The organism is Streptomyces beigongshangae (assembly GCF_019710745.1).
Lineage (GTDB): Bacteria > Actinomycetota > Actinomycetes > Streptomycetales > Streptomycetaceae > Streptomyces > Streptomyces beigongshangae.
The window spans coordinates 22137-44120 of the sequence record NZ_JAHKJW010000047.1 but is presented as its reverse complement, the minus strand read 5'-3'; the positions used below and the strand labels follow the sequence as shown (position 1 = coordinate 44120).

25 protein-coding genes and 5 pseudogenes are annotated in these 21984 nt (G+C 68.0%); 9 read left to right on the top strand and 21 right to left on the bottom strand.

Annotated features, from left to right (window positions below; genetic code table 11):
• Positions 1–19: 19 nt before the first annotated feature.
• Complete coding sequence (locus tag KM933_RS29395) at positions 20–742, bottom strand: DUF6461 domain-containing protein (protein WP_260334333.1); 723 nt, start codon at positions 740–742, stop codon at positions 20–22.
• A gap of 503 nt (positions 743–1245) precedes the next feature.
• On the opposite strand from KM933_RS29395, the gene KM933_RS29390 reads away from it, so the two are divergent.
• Entirely contained in the window at positions 1246–1557 is a 312-nt protein-coding gene (locus KM933_RS29390) for a hypothetical protein (RefSeq protein ID WP_221357741.1), read from the top strand.
• A gap of 97 nt (positions 1558–1654) precedes the next feature.
• Here the strand turns inward: KM933_RS29390 and KM933_RS29385 are convergent, their stop codons facing one another.
• From KM933_RS29385 to KM933_RS29375, 3 genes are all read right to left on the bottom strand, one after another.
• Positions 1655–2977 (bottom strand): AlbA family DNA-binding domain-containing protein, encoded by a 1323-nt coding sequence (locus KM933_RS29385; RefSeq protein ID WP_221357740.1) that lies wholly within the window; start codon positions 2975–2977, stop codon positions 1655–1657.
• A 401-nt stretch (positions 2978–3378) separates the two neighbouring features.
• Positions 3379–3942 (bottom strand): hypothetical protein, encoded by a 564-nt coding sequence (locus tag KM933_RS29380; RefSeq protein ID WP_260334332.1) that lies wholly within the window; start codon positions 3940–3942, stop codon positions 3379–3381.
• Between the two features lie 49 nt (positions 3943–3991).
• The gene (locus KM933_RS29375) at positions 3992–4525 is read right to left on the bottom strand and encodes a P-loop NTPase family protein (RefSeq protein ID WP_221357758.1); all 534 of its coding nucleotides are present in this window, start codon (positions 4523–4525) and stop codon (positions 3992–3994) included.
• Between the two features lie 107 nt (positions 4526–4632).
• Between KM933_RS29375 and KM933_RS29370 the strand changes: the two genes are divergently transcribed.
• Positions 4633–4836, top strand: a complete 204-nt coding sequence (locus KM933_RS29370) for a hypothetical protein (RefSeq protein WP_221357735.1) — start codon at positions 4633–4635, stop codon at positions 4834–4836.
• Between the two features lie 20 nt (positions 4837–4856).
• On the opposite strand, the gene KM933_RS29365 is transcribed toward KM933_RS29370, so the two are convergent.
• The 7 genes from KM933_RS29365 to KM933_RS29335 form a co-directional block, all read right to left on the bottom strand.
• Positions 4857–5120 carry a hypothetical protein gene (locus tag KM933_RS29365; RefSeq protein ID WP_221357733.1) on the bottom strand — a complete coding sequence of 88 codons (264 nt, stop codon included), beginning with the start codon at positions 5118–5120 and terminating at the stop codon, positions 4857–4859.
• A 43-nt stretch (positions 5121–5163) separates the two neighbouring features.
• A complete protein-coding gene (locus KM933_RS29360; protein WP_221357725.1) occupies positions 5164–5505 on the bottom strand; it encodes a hypothetical protein in 342 nt (113 codons plus the stop codon).
• A 149-nt stretch (positions 5506–5654) separates the two neighbouring features.
• Positions 5655–5921 (bottom strand): hypothetical protein, encoded by a 267-nt coding sequence (locus tag KM933_RS29355; RefSeq protein WP_308013579.1) that lies wholly within the window; start codon positions 5919–5921, stop codon positions 5655–5657.
• Between the two features lie 242 nt (positions 5922–6163).
• Positions 6164–6559, bottom strand: a complete 396-nt coding sequence (locus KM933_RS29350; protein WP_221357724.1) for a DUF6415 family natural product biosynthesis protein — start codon at positions 6557–6559, stop codon at positions 6164–6166.
• Positions 6560–6882: 323 nt separating this feature from the next.
• The gene (locus KM933_RS29345) at positions 6883–7734 is read right to left on the bottom strand and encodes a helix-turn-helix domain-containing protein (RefSeq protein ID WP_221357722.1); all 852 of its coding nucleotides are present in this window, start codon (positions 7732–7734) and stop codon (positions 6883–6885) included.
• A gap of 30 nt (positions 7735–7764) precedes the next feature.
• Positions 7765–8292 carry a DUF6879 family protein gene (locus KM933_RS29340; RefSeq protein WP_173894990.1) on the bottom strand — a complete coding sequence of 176 codons (528 nt, stop codon included), beginning with the start codon at positions 8290–8292 and terminating at the stop codon, positions 7765–7767.
• On the bottom strand, positions 8261–8515 hold the full coding sequence (locus tag KM933_RS29335) for a hypothetical protein (protein WP_221357720.1): 255 nt from the start codon (positions 8513–8515) through the stop codon (positions 8261–8263). The genes KM933_RS29340 and KM933_RS29335 overlap by 32 nt, the downstream gene beginning before the upstream one ends.
• A gap of 250 nt (positions 8516–8765) precedes the next feature.
• Here KM933_RS29335 and KM933_RS29330 point away from each other — a divergent pair, with 250 nt between their 5' ends.
• Positions 8766–9449: a hypothetical protein gene (locus KM933_RS29330; RefSeq protein ID WP_221357717.1), complete on the top strand. Its 684-nt coding sequence runs from the start codon at positions 8766–8768 to the stop codon at positions 9447–9449.
• Between the two features lie 163 nt (positions 9450–9612).
• Positions 9613–10050, top strand: a pseudogene (locus tag KM933_RS29325) (transposase); the annotation flags it as partial.
• 148 nt (positions 10051–10198) lie between these two features.
• Here the strand turns inward: KM933_RS29325 and KM933_RS29320 are convergent.
• A pseudogene (locus KM933_RS29320) lies at positions 10199–10856 on the bottom strand (response regulator).
• On the bottom strand, positions 10853–12004 hold the full coding sequence (locus tag KM933_RS29315; RefSeq protein ID WP_221357716.1) for a sensor histidine kinase: 1152 nt from the start codon (positions 12002–12004) through the stop codon (positions 10853–10855). Before KM933_RS29315 ends, KM933_RS29320 begins: the two are co-directional and overlap by 4 nt.
• Positions 12005–12471: 467 nt before the next feature.
• On the opposite strand from KM933_RS29315, the gene KM933_RS29310 reads away from it, so the two are divergent.
• The 3 genes from KM933_RS29310 to KM933_RS29300 all read left to right on the top strand — a co-directional run bounded on the left by KM933_RS29310 (position 12472) and on the right by KM933_RS29300 (position 13733).
• Positions 12472–12855: a hypothetical protein gene (locus tag KM933_RS29310; protein ID WP_221357709.1), complete on the top strand. Its 384-nt coding sequence runs from the start codon at positions 12472–12474 to the stop codon at positions 12853–12855.
• 364 nt (positions 12856–13219) lie between these two features.
• Complete coding sequence (locus KM933_RS40715; RefSeq protein WP_430727384.1) at positions 13220–13504, top strand: peptidoglycan-binding protein; 285 nt, start codon at positions 13220–13222, stop codon at positions 13502–13504.
• A 7-nt stretch (positions 13505–13511) separates the two neighbouring features.
• A complete protein-coding gene (locus tag KM933_RS29300) occupies positions 13512–13733 on the top strand; it encodes a hypothetical protein (RefSeq protein WP_221357707.1) in 222 nt (73 codons plus the stop codon).
• Between the two features lie 96 nt (positions 13734–13829).
• Here the strand turns inward: KM933_RS29300 and KM933_RS29295 are convergent, their stop codons facing one another.
• From KM933_RS29295 to KM933_RS29280, 5 genes are all read right to left on the bottom strand, one after another.
• On the bottom strand, positions 13830–14153 hold the full coding sequence (locus tag KM933_RS29295) for a hypothetical protein (protein ID WP_221357706.1): 324 nt from the start codon (positions 14151–14153) through the stop codon (positions 13830–13832).
• A gap of 12 nt (positions 14154–14165) precedes the next feature.
• A complete protein-coding gene (locus tag KM933_RS29290) occupies positions 14166–15419 on the bottom strand; it encodes an IS256 family transposase (protein ID WP_221357705.1) in 1254 nt (417 codons plus the stop codon).
• Positions 15420–16027: 608 nt separating this feature from the next.
• On the bottom strand, positions 16028–16453 hold the full coding sequence (locus KM933_RS39750; protein ID WP_260334331.1) for a hypothetical protein: 426 nt from the start codon (positions 16451–16453) through the stop codon (positions 16028–16030).
• A gap of 9 nt (positions 16454–16462) precedes the next feature.
• A complete protein-coding gene (locus KM933_RS39745) occupies positions 16463–17479 on the bottom strand; it encodes a hypothetical protein (protein ID WP_260334330.1) in 1017 nt (338 codons plus the stop codon).
• Entirely contained in the window at positions 17476–18543 is a 1068-nt protein-coding gene (locus tag KM933_RS29280; RefSeq protein WP_221357704.1) for a tyrosine-type recombinase/integrase, read from the bottom strand. The genes KM933_RS39745 and KM933_RS29280 overlap by 4 nt, the downstream gene beginning before the upstream one ends.
• 200 nt (positions 18544–18743) lie before the next feature.
• On the opposite strand from KM933_RS29280, the gene KM933_RS29275 reads away from it, so the two are divergent.
• A complete protein-coding gene (locus KM933_RS29275; RefSeq protein WP_221357776.1) occupies positions 18744–18914 on the top strand; it encodes a hypothetical protein in 171 nt (56 codons plus the stop codon).
• Here the strand turns inward: KM933_RS29275 and KM933_RS29270 are convergent.
• Positions 18837–20071 (bottom strand): annotated as a pseudogene (locus tag KM933_RS29270) (IS110 family RNA-guided transposase). The gene KM933_RS29275 and the pseudogene KM933_RS29270 overlap by 78 nt on opposite strands.
• Positions 20072–20436: 365 nt before the next feature.
• On the opposite strand from KM933_RS29270, the pseudogene KM933_RS29265 reads away from it, so the two are divergent.
• Positions 20437–20533, top strand: a pseudogene (locus KM933_RS29265) (transposase); the annotation flags it as partial.
• Between the two features lie 182 nt (positions 20534–20715).
• Here the strand turns inward: KM933_RS29265 and KM933_RS29260 are convergent.
• Together KM933_RS29260 and KM933_RS29255 are read right to left on the bottom strand one after the other, a co-directional pair.
• Positions 20716–21361 (bottom strand): annotated as a pseudogene (locus KM933_RS29260) (IS5 family transposase); the annotation flags it as partial.
• Positions 21362–21527: 166 nt separating this feature from the next.
• A complete protein-coding gene (locus KM933_RS29255; protein ID WP_221357702.1) occupies positions 21528–21974 on the bottom strand; it encodes an immunity 26/phosphotriesterase HocA family protein in 447 nt (148 codons plus the stop codon).
• Positions 21975–21984: the final 10 nt, after the last annotated feature.

The window sequence follows — 21984 nt, the reverse complement described above, 5'->3', positions numbered from 1 at the left end:
TGGTGACCGCCGTGATCGCTCAGATGTGCATGTCCGGGGTGCCGCGAACTGCATACGCCGGCAGGCGGGCTTCCTTCAGGTAGGCCGGGGAGAGCGAGAGGTCGAACCTTTGCTCGATGACGCCGAGGGTGCGCCGGTAGGTATCCGTGTAGTGCTCGCCTTCGGGGGCGATGAGCGTTTTCCCGTCGGGCTGCAGCACGTACCCGCTAACGAGCTCGGGAAGCAGCAGGTCAGGCTCCCGACCCCAGCGCCACACTTCCTCGCCCAGCCCAAAGCCGCACAGGTCCACGCCGTCCCGAGCGTAGAAGACTGTGGCCGGCGGGTGCTCTTGCATCGGCACGTAGTGGACGGCTTCGACCCCTTCTCGGGAGATCTCTGCCAGACGGTCCCCGCCGGTCGAGTCCCCGTACTCCAGAGCGAAGGACCAGCCTTCATGCTCTCCGACCCGTACGACACCATCGCCGTCCTCGCTGGGTCGGTACCACTGGCCGAGGTCCCACGCTTCGGCGTCGGTGATCGGTTCGGTGGCGCCGTCCCGGTCACCTCCCATGCGCACCGCCAGTTCCTGCGCGGATATCCCGCGTGCGAACACCACGCTGGACATCCAGTGCTCCAGATCGACCAGCCACCGAATCCCGTCGCGCATGCCTTCGCCTCTCACCCATAGCCATTGATCCTCGGGTTGCACACTATGCAGCACCACCGACAAGGCGATCTCATCGTGTAGCGCCAAGTTGATCAAGCTGTCGACCGGGAAGCGCTGGAGCCGCCGTTGACGGCGCTCAGCTGGCCAAGCGAAGCGCTCAGCGACAGCAGCCTGTCCCAGCCTCAGCCGGGAATGGACATCAACTCACGAACCGCCCTCTGAAAGACCTCATTGATGCCCTACACGAACTTCATCTCAGAGCAGGGCGCCCTACGCTGTCCGACCTGGCCAGGGCCTTGGAGGGAGGGATCTCTCGCAGTCGGCTGCATGACGCGTTCACCAGCGGTCGGTTGCCGCGTTGGGAGGTGGTCGACGCCCTGGTGGAAACTCTCGGCAGCCGCGCCCGAGGGACTACTCCCGAGCAGGAGCTCGACCGCTTTCACGCTCTGTGGCAAAGCGCCGTATCCGGCTCCGGGCACCCGGAGCCAGCGACTGCTTCGGAGCCAAAGCCGAGACTGAGGCCTCCTTGTACTCCGTCGGGGGCCAGTACGTCAGTTGCCGATGCGACCGGCGGCCAGAGTGCAGCGTCAAAGACAGGTGTGTCGCTGTACATGTCGCAGGCGTTGTTCAACAGGATCAATGGCAGCCCGTGGCAGGAGAGGATCGAAGACGGCTACCTCTGCTTTCTGACTGGCGACTTCTTCCCGCCCAAACCCGAGCACCAGTTTCCCCGCGAGGACATGACCATCGTCTCCGCACCGGTGAATCCCCAACTGCGGGAGGCGGTGGCGGACTACGCCCGAGACCATGCCAGCGCTCTCGGATGGGTCCCGACCCCGAAGCAAGTTGCCGTCGCCTGGCTCATGCACTCGCCTCCTCCGTCTGCAGGCAAACTGGCCGTCGTGCGCTGAAGGGCGCTCGGATGGACCCCCTGCCTGCCACATTCGGCTGAAGCTACTGATCCGTGGCTCGGGTCTCGTGCTGTCGGCTGGCCGAAGACGGCCGCTTCTACACGTCCCAGCCTGTGAGCGACTGACGGAAATCAGTGCTGAGCCGGTCGATCAGGATGTCGCCTTCGGGAGTCAGAACATGAGGCTGGTGCGCTCCCATGTCGGCCAGCAGGTCGGAGACGAGGGCGCAGGCCACGACAACGGCTTCTCGCTTGTCGGTGACGATGGCGTCGAGATCAGCTGTGGTCTGCGCTGGAGTTGCTGGAAGCGGCATCAGGGGGCCGTGTTGAAAGGCGCTCTCCGACACGACCAGGCGCACGGGCCCTTCCTTGCCATCGAAGCGGTGGAGTATGGCGGAAAACATCAGATCATCTGCCGCTCCGGTCTCCGCCGCCCAGGCTGCGGCAGCCTGTACCAGAGTGACTAAGTCGAGTTCGAGTGCGCGCTGGGACAGTCGCTTGGGGCCGTCGGCATCGAACTGGTCACCCTGGATGTGCAGGGTCAGCGCGGCGTAGAAACTGCCGTCCTGGTGGAGCTGACCTGAGGGAATGCCCTCGAAGCGAACTTGGCGGCGGCCGACCAGCACGGGGCGTTCCGGCTGCGCGTTGGTGGTCACTCCTTCGCTGGCGAGCTTGGCGAAGCGGTCGAACGCCACGTTGCGATCCGTCTGGTTGGTCAGTGGATAGGTGCCGCGGACGGCTGGAACCGCAGTCAGGCTGACCCATCCCGGGTAGTACGTCGCGGGAGGGCTACTGCCATGCGCCGTGCTGTTCAAGTAGCCCGACAGATAGCCGAAGCCCGCGTCTGATACCTGGTGCAGGCGATCGATGTCGTCGGAAGCGGCCTGGAAGCGGTCACGGTAGCGCTGGGCGATCTCGGATTCGGCGAGCGTGCGGGTCGTGGTGCCGTGCCGGACGTGGACGCGGAAGTTGTAGTCGTTGCCCGGTGCCGCGACCGCGTGCGGGGCCTGAGGGCTCGGGGGCACGGTGAGCACCCAGTAGATCTTGCCCTCCTTGGTCGCGGACTTCACGCCCCGGACGCCCACGTTGGGGACGACGGGCTGGATCCAGTTCGCGAGTACGGAGCGAATCCACTCCTCACCACGGCCGGGCACCGGATCGGCGGGGTCCAGGTGGTGGGCGTGGTCCTGATTACCGTCGTGGACGCCGATCACCACCATGCCGCCGGCGGTGTTAGCCATGGCGGACACGTCCTTGGCGAGTTCCTTCTTGCCCGCGTCGGTGCCCTGGTAGAAGTCCTTCTTCCAGTCCAGGTCGACGCTCTCGGGAATCTGGCTGTCGACCGCACGCTGCAGATCGTCTTCGGTGAGGTCGTCGGGGTGTCGCCCCAGGGCGGCAGTGAGCCGTGCGGGCAGGGCCATCGGAATTCCAGTGTGTTCACCACATACTGCTGGCGATCGCCAGCCAGATCACGCTAAACGGGATCACCGAACCGTTACCACGCATTTCCGAAACTGAGCTCGCCGCCCGTCGTCGGGCTTGCCCAGGGCCAGGAGAACGCGCTGCAGGAGCTGTACGTAGAGCGGGCGTGACGCTCCCGCCAGCTGGTCGTCGAACCAGTCGGACACCCCAGAGCACAGAGAGACCCCGGGCCGCAGATGCCCGGGGTCTCGTGTTGTCCTCACCAGGCGGGTGAGGGCCGCTTTCTGGCAGTGCGGGTCAGCGCCGCTCCCTGGTCTGTCCCCTGGTGACAGCTCTGTTACGCGCGGGCTTGTCCTCGTTCCTCTTCTCCGTGCCTACGAGGGCCGGGTTGGCGAGGAAGTCAGTGAGGCTGGGCGGGGACGGAGGAGGAGGCGGAGGAGGTGGGGGCGGGTTCCCCTGGTTCTGTGCGTTTGTCATGGCCGTCAGTGTGCAGCACGAGACTGACAGTCGAGAGGAAGATCCCGGCGGCGACAGCGGTCAGCGTGACCGTCCAGCGTTTCGTCTTCCGTCGGTGCAGGATGTCGTTCTTCTCGAAGAAGCCCACCCTCGTTCCAGCGAGGGCCCCCAGGGTTGCGCCCTTTGTCGAGCGTGCGTAGGTGCCCAGGGTTTCGCGAGGCTTGAGGTCCTCGTATGCGGCAAGGTTGAAGACCGCGATGCCGAAGCCGATGGCGACCGCGTAGGCTGCGGCGCCGGTGAACGGCTCGAAGTTCCGGGAGGCCAGGAACTGAGCGGCTGTGGCGGCGAACCCCACCAGGAAGATCGCCTTGGTGTCTACCTTCGCGCCTGACTCCGCCTGCCGCGCCAGACGCGCCGCGAGTTCGCTGTTGATCAGCTTCAGGATCTGTTCCTGATCCTCGAGCTCTTGCGGCGTCATCCCCGGAGGCGGGGCTGGTGTGGCGGCCATCTGCCGATGATGCCGCACGTCTGTGACAGTCCGTACCGGGCAGGGGCGCTCAACGGTCGAGTGCGGGAAGGCCAGCGAGGCCGGAGTCGAGCATGATGTGGTCGACAGTCTCCTTCAAGGTGCTGTCGGCGCCGATGACGGTCTCGGCGGCGCCGGGCAGGAGATCGAGCTCCCGGTACCACTCCCGCAGCTGCGGCTCGCTGACCTCGCTCGCGATCGGTTTGGTGGCGTGCCGGGCGAGGCTCTGCTCGAACGGCACGTGCAGATAGTAGCTGTGGGTCGGGCCGCGATGATCGGTGCGCAGCTTGGTGAGCATGTTGCCGTAGTGGTCGGCGTAGAGGATGCCTTCGACGATCACGTGGTAGCCGGCATCCAGAGCGTAGCGGGCGGTCAGGTCGATCAGGCCGATGTTCGCGGCACCCGGCCGGTCCCGCTCACGCAGGACGATCCGGCGCAGGTTGTCCTGGCCGACAACAGCCAGTCCGCGGCCGAAGCGGTCACGGATGCCGGCTGCGACGGACGACTTCCCCGACGCACTGTTGCCCCGCAACACGACCAGCCGGGTTTCTTCGGTGCCCACCATCACGACGGTCACGCTACCGGCAGCCGGCGACAGCATGTCGAAGCCACCGAAGGGACGGTCTCGCGCTACCAGCCGCCAGCGTCTCCCCCGTACTGCGCCCACAGCTCATGGGACTGGCCAGCAACGACGCGGGCGGCGCTCCGCTGCCCCGGCAGCGCCCGTTCGTTGGCCACCACACTGTCCAGAACGTCACACAGCGCGGCGGCCAACGTCACCATCGCGTCGTCAATCACCGGCTCGTCGATCCGGGCGTGGAAGGTGAAATCGAGTTCGGCGAGCTGGGCAAGCCGACCAGCTTCGCCGCGGCGTAGGTCGGCGCGGTAGGCGGCGATCAGCTCCGGACCGACGACGGGATCGAGGACAGCACATGCCTCGTCGGCGAGGACGACGCCAAGGCCGTGGCTTCGCGCGCCGGGGAAGCGTGGTCGACCAGGACGGTGCTGACAAGCCCGGCGACGGCAAAGGCCCGGTGTGCGCGGGCGAGCAGCACGACCGGCGGGGCCACGCGGCCCCCCACCACCGTCGCGGTCAGCCCGTGCGCCTCGCTGGCGAGGAACTCCGTCAGCCGTTGCTCGTGCGGCTCGCTCGCGGTCATCCTGCGACGGTAGCCGCGGCGCCGCACGGCCGGGAAGCCGCTCTCAGCCGAGAGACTGCAGGAACGCCGCCTGGACTCGCAGCAGATGCGTCTCGGGGTAGGTCTTCTCGTAGCAGTCCATGACCTTCTGGTACCGGCCCGCCTCGAAGTCGCGGCGGGCCTGGTCTTTCTCGCCGTCCAGACCGCAGGCGATCGCCAAGAAGGCGCCTTCACGCAGGGCGTCCCGCTTGGTTGCGTAGACCCACACGTCCAGCCGTCCGCTGCCGGAGTAGCCGCGGTGCGCCAGGGTCCACACCGCCGGAGCCCGGGTCGTCTGCGTCGAGCCGTCCGACCGGTGCAGACGCGAGGCCACCTGCTGCTTAATGAACCCGGAAGAGTCAATCACCTGGGCACGGTATCGACAGCCCTCCTGCGGTGCGGCCCGTTCTCGGTAAACCTCCTCGGGGCCGCGTCTGACCCGCCCAGGTACCGGCAAGCCGCAACTGCGCAGTCCGGGACCACAGCCCTTTGAGCTAAGACGGTCTCTCGCCCGCTCTACCTGCCGCGCCCCAGCCGACCGATGAACTCCTCCAAGGCGCAGCGTTGCTGTTCCTCGCGTGCCATCTGTTCGGCGAGGACGTCGCGGTCGACGTACGGGTCAACGGCGGCGAGGACCAGGCGCTGGAGTTCCGCCGGATCCAGCGCTTCGACTTCCCACTGGACGGGGTGGCCGATGTCGAAGCCATGACGGCGGGCGAGGGCCGACCACCGGGGATCGCCGCGCTTGCCCTCGGTTGCGGACAACTCGTACTCGCGGATCACCTGGTCGTAGGTGAGCAGTCGGAAACCAGCCGGTACATGACCTGTCGCAGCGTCACACCGCCCTCGTAGCCCTCCACGATCTGCCGGGCCCGCTCCGCAACGGCCGGCCACCGGATCCGCTCCCGCGCCATAGAGGTACTTGTACTTGTACCCTTCCGCGGCCGCGCCGGACCCCGGACCCGAAGGGATCGTGGTTGCGCCGCGCGCCCGGGGTCCGTGGTCGCTCCCGGGTGCGCGGCAGTTCAGACGGTCCCGGCAGCGGGCGCGGCCTCGAGGCGGTCCAGGCGTTCGTAGAGGGCGCGGACCAGGCGGGCGCGGTTCTGGACACAGTGCACGGTGCCCTCCATCGTCGCGGACAGCCGGCCTTCCGCCTCTTTGAGGATGAGGTCGGCGAGCGCCTTGGGTCCGCTGTCCTTGGGCAGCCGGTCGGCGCGGCGGCGGACGTCGGCGGCGAGCGCGCGGGCGTGACCGGTCAGCTGAAGGACGATCTGCTCCAAGTCCCGGGTCGTGAGCGTGTCTTCGCCGGTCCAGGCGAGTACGGCTTTGACGAGGCACTCGTAGGGTTCGCGGTCCAGCGGGAGCCCGGCTTCGATCAGGCCGTCGGGGTCGTGCAGGACCGTGTGGGGGCTGGTGTGCATGGCGGGCCTCGCTGCCGGGAGCGTCGTGTGCGGGTGGCCGGCGGTCACCGCTGGGGGTTCTCGCTGCCGTCCGTCCCGTCGTCCTGGTCCTGGGTCTGCTGGCCGAGGAACCGGGCGAAGCCGCGGTCCGGGCGGGCCAGCAGGGCCGGGGAGGGGACGCCGTGGGCGGGTGACTGGAGGCCGCGGCCCTCCGAGGCCGGGGCGGTGGAGTCGGTGTATGCGCGCAGGGGGCCCCGCCTTTCCGGCTGGTGGTCCGTCGGTGCCGTCGACGCTACGCGCCTGTGGTCCGCGCCCTCAACGAAGTTGCGGAGAATTGCGGAACTTCACTCCAGGGCGTCGATCGCCGCCCGGATGAGGGCGCGGGCGGCGTCGCCGTAGACGGCCATCTCCGCGAGGCCGGCGAACGCCTTGGCGTAGTCGGCGAGCTCGCGCGGCTGCGTCACCTTGATCTCCGCCGTCAGCGTCTCCACCACGGCCATGGTGTCGTCGTGGACGTAGAACGCCTCCAGCGGCCACACGGTGCGCTGCGCGGTGAACGGGATGATCCCCAGCGAGACCGAGGCGAGCGGCATCACCGCCAGGAGATGGCGCAGCTGCCCGCGCATCGCCTCGGGGTCGGCGGTGCGGAAGCGCAGGACGGACTCTTCCATCAGGACGACGTAGCGGTGGCCGCCCTCGTAGAGGAAACGGGAGCGGGCGACCCGGGCCGCGACCGCTTCGGCGACATCGTCCGGGGTGCCCTGGAAGCGGGTGATCTGCTGCATGAGGGCGGTGGCGAACGCCGGCGTCTGGAGGAAGCCGGGCGGCACATTGGACAGGTAGACCCGGCAGTGGCGGGTCTGCTCATGGAGGGCGAGCCAGTCCTCCTGGACCTGTCGCATGCCGTTGCGGTGCAGGCGGCGCCACTCCATGTACATCGAGTCGACCGCGCGGGCGGTGGCGATGAGGTCGTCGGCCTGATCGTCCGCGCCGCACGCCGCACACCAGATCCGGATGTCCGCGTCCGAGGGCGCGGCTGCACCTTTTTGGATGCGGGTGGTCTTCGCGGGGTGCCAGCCGCACCGGGCGGAGAGTTCCTTCCCTGTGAGGCCAGCGTCCTTGCGCAGGTGCGTGAGCCGGACGGCGAGCGCCTCGCGGGCCGCCTGAGCGCTGGACGAGGGGGAGGCGGTCGTCATGAGGTGCGTGGCCCTTGGGTTGCGCGTCGGTCAGATGCGGTAGTCGGCGTGCTCGGTGGCCAGGTCCCACACCGTACGGAACGCCTCCACGCACAGCTTGATGGCCTGCGGGTCGTCGGTGTGGTCGGGCTCGAGGGCCTGGCCGTCACCGGAGAACAGATTCCACCGCACGATGCGGTCGTCGATGAGCCAGAAGTCGTTGCCCGGCAGGGCGAGAGTGGAGGCGCGGCGGCGGGGCAGCCAGCGGACCTGTTCGCCGGCGCGGAGGTTCGCATCGGTAATGGCGTGCTCGAAGCGGATGTAGTCGGTGACGGGCTCGGAGACGATCCGGGCCCGGCGGACCTTCACCCCGCGGGCGACGGTCCGCTTCACCAGGGGCAGCCATCCGCTCCAGTAGTCCGAGTCGTCCGCGGGCACGCTCCCATCGCGCAGGAAGGCGTCGTAGACCTCGCGCTCCTCCCCCACGGCGTAGACGTCGCGGAGCTCCAGGTGCAGGGCGTGGGCCTGGGCGGAGTTGAGCAGGTCCTCAAAGCTGGGTGCCGGCGGCCTCTGCGGCATCGCACGCCCTCCTGATCTGCTCCACCATGCTGAGCGGGATCCGGACGATCCCCTCGTCGTCTGCGGGCGGACTGTCCTGACGGCAGGTGGCCCGGGTCGCCGCGTCGGCGAACTTGCCCTGCAGAACCAGTTCCGGGCCCTGGGCGGTGTCGGTGTCCACCCACACCGCCGGGCAGTTCCCTCCGCCCGAGTTCGGGTCCGTGCCGAAGAAAAGTAACGCCATGATCCCCTCCGAAGCGAGCCGGTTGCGCGGAGTTGCGTGACGACCGTCCCGCGCCCTGCACGCCCGGTCAATACCGCGGACGGGCGGGCCGTCGCCCTGCCATCCGGGCGGGTGATTTTCCTTCGTGTACGCGGGCGCAGTCCTAGCGGTGCGTGTCCAACTTGCCTGTTTTCAAGGGGTCTTGACAGCTTTTCATGTGTTCTGTCATGTTATGTCCGCTGATTCCGGCGAATGAGCGAGAGGTGATCTCATGCGACGAACCGAGTACGACGCGGGACAGGCCGCCAAGCGGTTGAAGGTGCCCGCAGCCGCCTTCCGGTGGGCCCGGCACACCGGCCTGATCCCGGCCCCGGACGCGTCGTCCTGCCAGTGGTCCCGGGCCGCCGTGGAGGCTCTGGATGCCGACGCCATCCGGGCCGCGATGCCCTCTCCGCCCATCTCCGGCGGCGCGGCGGCCGACCGGATCGCCGACGCGCTCGGCACCCCGAACGTGATCGGCGAGAAGGCGAACCTCACCGCCTTCGTGGTGCGCCGGTTCGTCGACCGCGGCCTCCTGGCCGACCTGAGCGCGAACCCGGACGGGACGCTGCACCACCCCGACCAGGTCGCGGAGGTCTGCCGCCGCGAGGACCTGGCGGACCTGGTCGCCGCCGACACCCCGCTCGGACCCGAGCAGGCCGCCGCCCGCCTTCGGGTTCGCCGCGCCGACTTCGGCCACATGGTCCGACTCGGATGGGTCCGCTCCCCGCAGTCGATCGAGGTCCGCTTCGACACCAGCAGGGCCGGAGCCGTCGACGTCGCGCTCTACACCACGGCGTCCGTCGACGCGATCGTCCCCGCCCACCCCGAGGTCGACTGGGAGCAGCTGCGCGCGGTGGAGAAAGGCCGGCGCTCCCCGCTCGCCTCGCTGCCCCCGGCGCCGGTACCCGCGTAGTCCTGCTGCGGATGCGGCCCTCCGCACCCGAGCTCGTGGTCGCACCGGATGCGGAGGGTGTCGTCAGGGCCGCCGGCGGAACCAGCCGCGGCCCCGGCCCGTCACCTGCCCGCAGGGGCAGGTCAGCGCGGGCTGGCACGGCCCCTACCCGACCTCCTCGCCCACCGCGGCCCCACTGATCGTGGCCAGGTTCGCCAAGAGCCAATGCCGTCCCTGCCCGGCACGCGCCCAGTGCACCAGCACGGCCGACAACGTCCGCACCGTGGGCTTCCCTCCACGCGAGCTCCACGAGCTGCAGCTCCGCGTCCGCGCCGAGCAGCAGACGCCTGACTGGAAGGCCCGCTATGCGGTCCGCTCCGGAGTGGAGGGCACGGTCAACGAGTTCGCCCATGGACACGGCATGCGACGCTGCCGCTACCGAGGACAGGGAAAGGCCCACATCCAGCACGTCCTGACGGCCATCGCCGTCAACATCGAGCGCCTCAGCGGACTGACACCGGCCGAGGAAGCCTCCACGCCCCGCCGGCCGACTGCCTTCCAGAACTACCTCGACCAACGCGAGATCCCTCGCCCCAAGTCCTGGCGCACCTTCGGCAGTTGACTCCGCCGACACCAAGACCCCCACAGAGTCAAGCTAATACCTTCCCCAGCCCCAGCCACGGCTTGACGTGTGCTGTTACTGGTCCGTGTGGCCGCAGTAGGGCCGAACGGAACTTCCACACCCATATGGAGCCGCCAGAGCGCGGCCTTTATCTCCCCGGGGCCACGAGGCCCGATTCGTACGCCACCACTACCGCTTGTGCTCTGCTGTCCAGGTCCAGCTTGGTCATCGTGCGGTTGAGGTGGGTCTTGACGGTCGCCTCGCTGATGTAGAGGCGGTCGGCGATCTCAAGGTTGGACAGACCGCGGGCGATCAGTTTCAGCACCTCCAGCTCACGGGAGGTCAATGCATCCAGGTCCGCGGGCTGTTCGCTGGCGGTCTGGCGGGCGTACGCCTCGACCAGGCGGCGGGTGACGCTGGGCGCGAAGAGCGCGTCGCCACCGGCGACCGCGGCGACCGCGGCGAGCAGCCGTTCGGGTCCGGAGTCCTTGAGCAGGAACCCGGATGCTCCGGCGCGCAGCGCCCCGTACACGTACTCGTCGAGGTCGAGGGTGGTCAGCACCGGGATGCGGGGCGGGGGGGTCGGCGGCCTGGGCGAGGATGCGTTCGGTGGCGTCGATGCCGTTCATACCGGGCATCCGGATGTCCATCAGGATCACCTCAGGAGCGGTCTCGGAGGCGAGCGCCACGGCCTCCGTGCCGTCGCTCGCCTCGCCGACCACCTCGATGCCGGGTGCGGCGCGCAGCAGCCCGACCAGTCCAGCGCGAATGGGGAACTGGTCGTCGGCGACAAGCACGGTGGTCATGTGGTGGCGTCATCCCCCCGCCCTGCGGCCCGCGCGGAGGTCGGTAGGGCCAGCCGCACGGCGAAGCCCCCTTGCTCCTGCGGGCCGATGCTGATCTGCCCGCCGTAGAGCTTGGCCCGCTCACGCATGCCCAGCAAGCCATGCCCGCCATCAGTTCGTACTCTGTCCGGAATCACCCCCACTCCGTCGTCCGTGACCGAAACAGTCACGTGATGCGAGTCATACCTCAGCCGTACCTCCGCGCTCGCGCCGGGCGCGTGTTTCAGGACGTTGGTGAGTGCTTCCTGCACCACGCGATAGGCACACAGTTCGATGCCGGGGGCGAGCGGGCGCGGAGTGCCCTCGACACTCAGGACGACCGGGAGCCCGCCGGATCGGAGGCGTTCGGCCATCTCCTCGATACGGGCCAGGCCTGGCATCGGCCCGCCCGGGGCGCCATCGTCGGCGGCGCGCAGCACCATGAGCATGCGGCGCAGCTCTTCGAGAGCCTCCTTGCCGGTGGCACCGATGGTGTCAAGTGCGGTACGCGCGGTCTGGCGGTCGGTGTCGAAGACGAACCGGGCGAGACCGGTCTGCACGGAGATCACGGACATGTGATGGGCGACCACGTCGTGCAGTTCGCGGGCGATGCGGCCGCGTTCCTCGGCCACCTCGCGCTGGGCCCTCTCGGCTTGTTCGCGCCGTAACTGCCGCGTCAGCTCGGTCGTTCGGCGGGCGACGACGCCGAACCGCCACAGCACCGCCGGGTAAACCACGGCCTGCCCGACGACGGACGGCCATGAGTCGGTGTGGGTTACCGCGCCCGCATAGATCCAGACCCCGCCCATCAGCGCGGCGCAGGGGATGGAGACTCGGAGGGCTCGCAGGGAGGCGACGGTGTAGACGGCGAGCATGGGGCCGAAGCTGCACACCACGGGCCAGTAGCCGGCGGTGATGTACACCAGCCATGTCGCGTGCACGAGGCAGCAGACCACGACAGGGGCCCGGATGCGAGCCACGAGCGGCAGGTGGACCAGGACCACCAGCGTGTAGGCGGTCTTGTCGAGTGGGTTCTGGCCCTGGCGCGCGGCTTCCGGTCCCAGCAGTACGGCCACACTGGTGAGCGCCGCCGCCAGCAGTGTGTCGACGGCGAGGGGGCGGATCCGCATTGCAGCAGCGTAAAGCCGGTTCCGGTGGATGGGCGTCAAACTCTCGCGGTACCACGGAAGTTGTAGGAACCGCGTGGCTACCGCGCTGGTCCGCACAAGAGTTCAACCCCGCGTGGGACGCGGGTCGTACGCGGCGGACCGTACGTTCTAAGCATCTGCAGCGCAGCGCTATCCACGCATCAGCACCACGGATGAAGGATCTGACCAGGAAGAGAATGTGCGCTCGCGCTCGAACTGATCGCACCGCCACCTGCGCGCAGCCTCGTCAGGTGACGTCCTACGACCCGACCTGCTTTGTTTCACGCCCGGGACACGGCTGTGCAACAACCCCAAACGCGGTGAACTCGATCCAGGACGCCCCCAATAGCCGCCTTGACGGAAAAACAGGTGATTGAACCGCCCCGGTTCACACAGCCCGGGGACACACGGCGCCAACCGCCAAACACCGCAGATCAGAGAGGAACGACATGCAGATTCAGAGGAAGCTCGCCGTCACCATGACGGCCCTTGCCCTCGTCACCGGACTCGGCGGAGTGTCCGCCTCGACCGCGACCGCAGCCCCGAACTCGGCATCGGCGGCAGTGTGCAACACCCAGTCGGGCCGCAATGTCGACACGGGGCACGGGATCATGGCAGGCACCTACAACCTCAAGAACATGTGGTACTCGTACTGCGACAACGTCACCCGCGTCGAGAAGGGCACCAAGCTGTACTTCCACTGCTGGGTGCAGAACTCCAGCGGCAACTGGTGGGTGTACGCGCGCATCGCGAATACACAGACGTACGGCTGGATGTCCCTCGACAACTTCGACTGGGGGAAGTCCACCTCCAACGGCGGCACCTGCTGGTGAAAGCCGCCTGGCGAGAGCGGCCTGATGAGTCCGGCCGTCGTGCGGCCGGTCACCGAACTTGAACGGGAATGCGCCGCTGCCAGCGTCGTGCCTTTACCAGGACGACTGCCGGTTGTCCGTGCAGTCACGGACGGACAGCGGCTCCAATCACTGGAGGACACCAATCGTGCAGTTGAACACCCGAATTCCACTATCTGCGGCTGCTGTGGCTCTCGGGGCAGGACTTCTCGTCCCGCCCACGGCGGCCGCCGACCACGCTGCCGCAGCCACCGCTCGGCCCGCACAGACGGCCCGGACAGAAGCGGCCGCAGCGCGCCTGCCCATCTGCGAGTACGGCATTCAACAGCGCACAAGCGATGGGCACATGACCCTGCCAGGCTACGGGTCCAGCGGCCGCAGTTGCGTGCTCAGGCAGGGCCATCGGACTCTGGGTGTGACGGCGCTACAAGCCGGGCTGGTCCGCTGCTACGGGGCGAGGATCAGCGTGGACATGAGCTTCGGCCCCGCGACCAAGCGGGCCCTGCGCGCGGCGCAGAGGAGGGCCGGGGTCACCGCCGACGGCGTCTTCGGGCCGAACTCGAGTTACGCCATGCGCTGGCCGGAGTACTACGAAAACGGAAGGTTCACTGGCCGCTGCATACGCAATTGAATTGGCGTTGACAGAGCCACCCGCCACACCGACCGCGACGTCGACCACCTCACCGCCCCCTGGAGGGCCAGCGGACACGGTCCTGGCCGGGTTCACACTCACCGCGAAGGGCGCCCCGTTCAACGTCAGCGACCACCTTGCCTACTGCGACCAGTACGAGGCCGACGCCGTCGCGCTTCTTGAGGCCGCTGTTGGCAAGGAGGATGTGACGGCCACCGGAATGCTCTGACACCGTGATCAACCGGCACAGGCCCGTACCCCGACGATGCGTCGGGGTACGGGCCTACTCTGGAGTAATTGTCAAGAGTTGTGGGTCAGCAGCGGCTCACCATGATTCGCGGCTCAGGTGCACGAGACCTGGGATGGTGCCCAGGCGGGTGTGCAGGGTGGGCTCTGGGGCCGGGGTGTCGGTGAGCAGGAGGACCCGGACCGCCGGGTGTTCCGGGGTGTAGAGGTCGTCCTGGCCGTCATCGCCGGGGATGGCGTTCGGCTGGATCTCGATGCGTCCGAAGGTGCCCTGGGCGAGGTGGTAGACGCCCCGGTAGTCACTGTCGCGCTCGGTGAAGACCACATCGAGGTGGCCGGTGATGAGGCGGACCAGTTCACTCGCGGTGTGTGTGGTGGTGCCGTAGGTGTCGTAGTCGGTCATGGTGGGCTGACCTTATGCCGCGAGGGTCTCGGGGCGTTCGAGGGGCTCGCCGCGTTCGAAGCGGGCTCCGGCCCTCACCAGGGCGACGAGGTGGGGTGCGTTGACGGCTCGCCATCGGGCCTGGGCGGACTCGACGAGTTTGAACACCATCGCCAGGGCGGCCGCGCGGGAGCCGGCTCCCTTGGTGACCTTCGTCCGCAGCCGCACGGTCGCGAAGGTCGACTCGATCGGGTTCGTGGTCCGCAGATGGATCCAGTGCTCGGCGGGGAAGTCGTAGAAGGCCAGCAGCTCGGCCTCATCATCTGTGATCTTCTTGACGGCCTTGGGGAACTTCGCCTTGTACTGTTTCTCGAACGCCTTGACAGCCCTGGCCGCGTGCTCCTTGTCCTCGGCGTTGCAGATGTCCTGGATGGCCTTCTTCGCCGCGGGCTGGGCCGACTTGGGCAGGCTGTCGAGGACGTTGGCCGTCTTGTGAACCCAATACCTTTGGTGTCGGGTTTCGGGGAAGACCTCGTGAAGCGCATTCCAGAGGCCGAGGGCGCCGTCGCCGACGGCGAGGACGGGAGCGCGCATGCCCCGGCGGGCGGCATCCCGCAGCAGGCTCGCCCAGGACTCCGCGGATTCCCGGTAGCCGTCGGCCATGGCGATCAGTTCCTTGGTGCCGTCCGCGCGCACGCCCCTCACAACCAGGACTGCGGCCTTGGCCTCCTCCAGGCGTATGCGCAGGTGGATGCCGTCGGCCCAGACGTAGACGTAGTCCGTGGCGGACAGGTCGCGCTCGCCGAACGCCTTGTGGTCGGCCTGCCACTGGGTGGTCAGCCGGGTCACGGTGGCCGGGGAAAGGCCGGCGGAGGAGCCTAGGAACTGCTCGAGCGCGGGCACGAAGTCGCCGCTGGACAGGCCGTGCAGGTAGAGCAGCGGCAACACCTCGCTGATCTTCGGGGACTTCCTTGCCCAGGGCGGCAGGATCGCCGAGGAGAACCGCTTGCGCTCGCCCGTCTCCTCGTCGATGCGCTTGTCGTTCACGCGTGGAGCTTTGACCTCGGCCGTCCCGGCCGCGGTGGTCACGTTCCGGGGCTGGTGGTGTCCGTTGCGGACCACGAGCCGCCGCCCGCGCTCGTCCTTCTCGTCGGCCAACTCGGCTATGTAGGCGTCAACTTCGGCCTCCAATGCGGCGGCCAGCATCCGCCTGGCGCCCTCCCGGACGATCTCGTCGATCAGGGACCCGCTTCGTGTCGAGCCGTCCTCGGTGACTACCGTGAGCATGGGCGTACCTTCCCAGCCGACGGGCCAACGTCGGCCTACTCGATTCCAGTCAATCGATCACCCGGGAAGGTACGCCCTTCGCGTCCAACCCGAGGCCGATCCACAGGTCTTGAGCATTACTCAGTCGCTGAAGGTCTTGTTCTTTGCGGTCGGCAGGCCCTTGAGAGGAAGTACTCTTCTGACTCACACGTAGCCAGCTGGACTGAGGTGGCCATGCACCGAAGGACTGTGCTCATCGGCGTGTTCTCGGGGGTTGGGCTTGTGTGTGCTTCCACCCTCTCAACTGCGCAGAACGACGTGAACGAAGGCGAAGGGCATGGCGGTCAGTTCACAGTGACGGACCGCGATGGGAACACACCCTCAGCAGGCCCTCCCCTCACCGAGCGGCAACGTGAGCAGAGAAGGCAAGTGGAAACGCCCGAACAGGTCCGGAAGCGGATCGATTACGCAGACAGCCTCCAGCGGAAGTACTCGTCCGGCGACTGAGAACGTGGCGAGGGCGGAAGGTTTCCTAGTGAGTGGCTGTCCCTTCTGCTTGATCGGCCAAGGCGAGATCGACGCGGACCTGGTCGCGTACCGCTCGAAGAACGTCTTCGTCATCCCCACTCTCATGCAGCGAGAGAAAAACCCAGGTCACACCCTGGTGTTGCCAGGCCGTCGTGCTGCCAGCGGATGCAGCCAACCCGGAGCCTGGCGATTTCGTCACTGCGTTGTCCAGCGAACAGCCAGGTCAGCGTGATGGCCCGAATCAGCTCGGCCGGGTAGGTGCGGCCGTCCGTGGTCGGCAGGTCGCCGGACTCGACGTTCAGCCCGGCCCACAACAGCTTGGCCCAGACGTCGTCCGCGATCACACGCGGGTCGGGGCCCATGAGGGCCTGGACGCTGCGGGGCGTCCTCAGCGCGTGGGCAGGGTTGAACCGTTGCGGGATCCACTCCCATTCGTGGAGGTCGCGGAAGAACGCGCGGGGCACTTTCAGGTAGCCGGACTTCGCCTGCGCGGTGAGCGGCTTGCCGATGCGGCCCTGCGACCGCATGCCCGCCGTCTACTGGGAGTACTCGCCGACCGTCATGCGGTCGACCGCGGCGACCCAGGACGCGCAGGTCTGGCGGGTCCAGAGCTCCGGCCCGGTGACCTCTGGGTATTCGGCGGCCAGCCAGCGTCCAATCTTCGCGAGGACGCTGCGGTAGCTGCTGCGGACGCCCGGCGTCAGCGTCGAGGTCGCGTGCCAGCGCTCGACCCAGTGGGCCCAGCTGCCCGCTGTGCCCTCGATCGCCGTGGGCCCGGGGCCGTGCCGGGGACGCGGCGGCGGATCGGCGTGGCCGAGAGCGGCAACGGCGCGGTGTATCCCGTGCAGGTCGCTGGCCCACTCACTCTCCTGCATGGCTGCCGACGCGCGGACCGCGTCCAGGGCCGGAGTGGACAGTTCCTCCAGCCGAGGGCTGCGGTTGAGCAGCAGGATCTGGCAGACCGCCGAGGTGAGCCGGCTGGGACGGTGCTGGTAGCCCCAGTCGCCGAGGACCGCGAGGACCTTTCCGACCGCGGCGTCGACCGCGCTCTCGCCGAAGACCCGGCGGGCGAGAGTGCGCCGCTGGAAGCGTCCGACCTGCTCGAACGCGGTGAAGCCGCCGAGGAGATAAGCGTAGGCGATCACGAACGGGCGGGCGTTCGGGCCGATCTGACCGCCCCACCGACGTCGGAAGTCGGCCCCGGACCGGTCGATCAGGTCGGCCCAGTCCTGGTCGGACCAACCCCAGTAGCTACGGCCGAGTTCACCGCAGCGGACCAGGACAAGGCCGACCGCGTCGCGGGCGAACCGTCGCTGGTGGCCGGTGCCCGGCGCCCAGCGGAGGCAGTCCCGGGCGTGGGCCAGCGGCTCGACCAGCCGCTTCGGGGCCGTCGCCGGCGTCAGTCCCCGGCGTCTGACCTGCTCGATTCCCAGGGCGCCGAGCACCTTCGACTCGGCGTGGGTCAGCAGGGCTCGCCGGTCGTAGCGGGCGGGGTCGAGCGGCCATATCCAGTCCGCGGCGTCCGCGGACGTCGCCGGAGTCGTCGCCGTCAACGCTCCACCCCGCCCGGATGGCCGGCGCGGGTGAGCATGGCGATGCGCCAGGAGTGGATCTGCTGCATGCCGCGGTTCAGCTTCTCCGCGAGGTCCCGTCCGGACAGGTGGATGTAGGTCATGGTCGACTCGGTGTGGCGGTGCCCGGCGAAGGTCGCGATGGCGTGCAGTTCCCAGCCCATCCTGGCCAGGTCAGTCAGGCAGAGGTGGCGGGTGGTGTGGGTCGAGAAGCGCGGCAGATCGGTGGCCAGGGCGACGCGGCGGACCACCTTCGACCAGGTCCACAGACTCAGCGGCTGACCGTGGTTGCGGCGCGACTCCGACAGGAACAGCGGGCCGCGAGCCCGACTGATCGTCGCTCTGTGCACGAGGTAGCCGGACAGCAGCACGCCCGTCGGCGCGGAGTACGGCACCACGCGCTCGCGGCGGGTCTTCGTCGTCTGCGCCCTGACCCGAAGCGTCCGGTGAGCTGGATCGACATCGTCGGTCCGCAGCGAGCACAGTTCCTCGCGTCGCAGAGCGGCGTCGTAGGCCAAGGCAAGCATCACCCGATTGCGGGCCGGCTCCTCGCGCACGACGTCCAGCAGGTCGAGCCACTGCTGTTTGCTGGGTATCCACGGCAGCTTCACCAGGCGCGGCACCAGGCCGCGCTCGTGGCTGCCGAACTTCCGTCCCGGCGTGTAGCGGCCGCGGCCGACCGGGTTCGACTCCCGCCGCCCTTCCTCAATCAGGTAGTCGTAGAACAGGCGGACCGGCACCAATCGCTGCTGCAAGGTCGCGTTCGCCAGACCCGCCCCGGAGTCCAGCGCGACCACGTTCGCACCGCGGCGGCTCGGCCGCGTGGACAGGTCCTTCACGAACGCGGCCACGTGCAGCCGACCCGCCGTCATCGGATCGACGTCGTCCCGCTCGCAGATCAGCAGGTACTCGGCCAGACCCCGCGCGTACGCGTCGATCGTCCGCGGAGCCCGCCCGAGGTCCGTCCACACCCGCAGCCACTCGGCCGCCCTCTTATGCCGGCCCAGGACCGGCCACTTCTCCTCCAGCACCACCGCGCTGCCCAACACGCCTCCTCAGCTCATGGAGACGCCGCAGGATACGAGACGCATCCTGCGGCGCGTGATTCCACGTAACTGATAGGCCGCGCGTCTATGCCTTCTTCGCCCGCTGGCGGGACACGGGACTGGTCACCGAGCTGCACGACCGGCTGAGGGAAGCCGTCCGCGCCGGTGAAGGCCGCAGCGCCGCGCCGAGCGCGGAGGTCATGGACTCGCAGTCGGTGAAAGCGGACGCCACCGTCACCTTCGGCTCCCGGGGCTTCGACGCGGGCAAGAAGACATCCGATGCGAAGAACACGTCAAGCGGCAAGGGCAAGACGGGGTTCTCGCGAGGTCGGGAAGGCTACGGCCTCGCTGAGCGGGACCCGGTGGGTTAGACAGTGGTGGAGGCAGCCGATCATCCGGTTGAAGAGGTTCCTCTGAGCGGCCGTGTGCCGGTCTCCGGCCTCGCGTCGGCGGTCGTAGTGAGCCCGTGCTCCGTCTGAATGGGCCATCGCTGAGAAGGCCCACATATAGCCGACGCCGGCCAGCCGCTGGTTCTTCACCCTGCGGGCCGCCACGGACACGGTCTTGCCGGAGGCCCGGGTGACCGGGGCGGAACCCGCGTACGCCTTCAGCCCTCTGGCGTCGGCGAACCGAGTCCTGTCGTCGCCAATCTCGGCCAGAACCCGAGCTCCGCTGAGCGGACCTAGCCCTGGGAAACTAGTGATGATCTCGGCATCAGCATGTGCCCCGAACGCTTCCACCGCAGCCTCGGCAAGATCATCAGCGCTCGTGCACGCGGCTTCCAACTGCCGAAGCAGCGCGAGTGACTGGCGCCCCATGGCCTCCTCGACTAAGGGAAGATGACGCATCTGCGATGCGCGCTGTGCAGACGCTCGACCTCCCTGTCGATGGCGTTCTTGCGGCCGGCCTTCTTCAGCACGGCCCGCAGCTGCGGCCGGGTCAGCTTGGCCGCCTGGCGCGGAGTGGGCGCCGCGGCCAGGAGAGCCCGGGCTATGGGGTGATAGATGCCCTCGCGGCGGTGCCCGACGGCGGCCAGGTAGGTGGGGAAGTACTCGCGCAGGTGGGATGTCAGCTTGTTGCCGGCCTGGGTGCGGTCCCAGACGGCGTCCTGCTGGGCACGGGCAAGGACCGCGACGGCCTGGGCCACCTCCGAGTCGGCGGGAAGCATGCGGTGCGCGGCGGCGTCAGTGCGGAGAATGTTCACCAGCACCATGGCGTCCAGGTGGTCGGACTTCTTCCGGGAGACCGTGTGACGGTCCCGGTATCGGGCGGCGGCCATCGGGTTGATGGCGTAGACGGGGCGGCCGGTTGCCCGAAGGCAGGCGACCAGAAGTCCGCGGGAGGTCTCGATGGCCACCGGGATGGGGCCCTGCGGACTATCGCCGTGTTCGGCGAGCATCTGAAGCAGCTGGGCGAGCCCTTCCGCGGAGTCATCGATGCGAGCACGAGCCAGCAGCGAACCCGTTTCGTCGACGACGGCTATGTCGTGATGGTCACTGGCCCAGTCGATGCCGCAGAACGCCTTCACTCGCCTCACGCTTTCTCATCGAACCTGTGTTATGGCTGGTCACAGCCGTGCAGGGCATGCGTCTCTCTAATGGAAGGGCTCGATGGCCCGACATCCGATTAGCCGTTCATGACCCCAGCGACCTGCGGGGTCCTCGGTCTTGATCGGAGCTGGTAGCTCCCGAGCACGTAAGAGGTAGTCCCCGCAGGGGGCTTGGACCACGATCATCATCGGTGATCAAGGGATCGCTCTCGATGTCGACCGCGAGCGCCAGCACACGTCGGTCTTTTTTGGGGCTCAAGGCCCGGATCAACGGAGGACGTCGTGCTGACGCCGGCGATCGGCATCGAGGAGGTGTTTCAACGAGCTCAGCTCTCGCCCATTAGATCAACGGCCGCAAGCGACACCTAGTGGTGGATACGCTCGGACTTCTCCTGGCCGTGCTGGTCACACCGGCGTCCGTGACCGACCGGGACGGCGCCCGGTCCCTTCGCCAGCGGCGGCCGGCCGCTTGCGGCGGCTGACCGCTTGCGGCGGCTGGCGCGGGTCTGGGCCGACGGCGGCTACACTGGCCACCTCACCGACTGGACCAGCCAGCACCTCGGGCTCGTCCTCGACATCGTCCGCCGTAACGAGGATGTCCGCGGGTTCCAGCCACTGCCCCGCCGGTGGGTGCCCAGTCCGGTGCCGTGCAGGGTGCCGCGGCGAGCGATCGCGGGGACGATGCCGCGGGCGCGGACCTGGTGGCGGTAGATGTCGTGGTCGTAGCCGCGGTCGGCGAACAGGGAGTCCGGCTTGCTGCGGGGCCGACCCGGCCACGGACCGGTGGGATCGCGTCGAGCAGCGTAAGCAGCTGCGTGACGTCGTTGCGGTTGCCGCCGGCCAGCAGGACTGCGAGCGGGGTGCCCTGCCCGTCGGTGATCAGATGGTGCTTCGAGCCGGCCCGGCCCCGGTCGACCGGCGAGGGGCCCGCATGGATCCCCCTTTTAACGCCCTGACGTGGGAGGAATCGACCACACACCGGGACCAGTCCAACCGCGATGCCGCGTTCAACTCCGCCAGCAGGACCTCGTGCAGCCGCTGCCACACACCGGCCTCGTTCTATTCTTGCAGACGACGCCAGCACGTCCTGCCCGAGCCGAACCCCAACTCCTGCGGCAGGTACTCCCACTGGATCCTGGTGTGCAGCACAGACAGGATCCCTCACAGCACTTCCCGGTCCGGCAATGCCTTGCGGCCGGGATACCGGAACCTGCGCTCACGCTGCGGCAGCAGCGGCTCCAGGCGGTCCCGCAACTCATCCGACACGATCCATGACTACGTCCCCACACCAGACCGAACGCTCAACACCCGCGCCAGTCACGGCAGCCAGGACCGATCCACCTCTTTGTGTTAGCCGTTGTTACAGTCCCGTTCGGGGTGGTTACGAAGGGCGGAGTCCGAAAATTTCTCCGATCACGCAGTCCTGACGGCGGCGTCACGCCCCAAGGAGGCGAGTGAGCTTAATCTCTACGAAGCCCGCCCCTTCAAGGCCGTCCTGCGGAAGAAGTCGGCACTCCTCCGGTTCCAGCCGCTCTTCGCGGGACATGGTGAGCGAAGCGTCGTCGTAAACGACACGGATTTCCTCATTTCTGCAGAAGTCAGGAACGCCCCATAGGGCAGGGTTCCACGATTCAATCCTCCCTATGATCGGCCACTTCCCACGAATAAGCCCGAGGTCACCGAACCTACAAACTTTGATCGCGCTATTCGGCTTAAGAAAACCTTGCGGCGGGAATTCAGGTGTTTCCAAGCGCGGGCCAAAGAAATAACCGAGAACGATACCCTTACCGTCCGCCCTGGCCGCCACACCCAACGCGTATCCGTGATCACGAAGAGGCACTGCGAAGATATTACCCGGGGAGTATGGCAACTTTCGGGTCATACTTAACCAC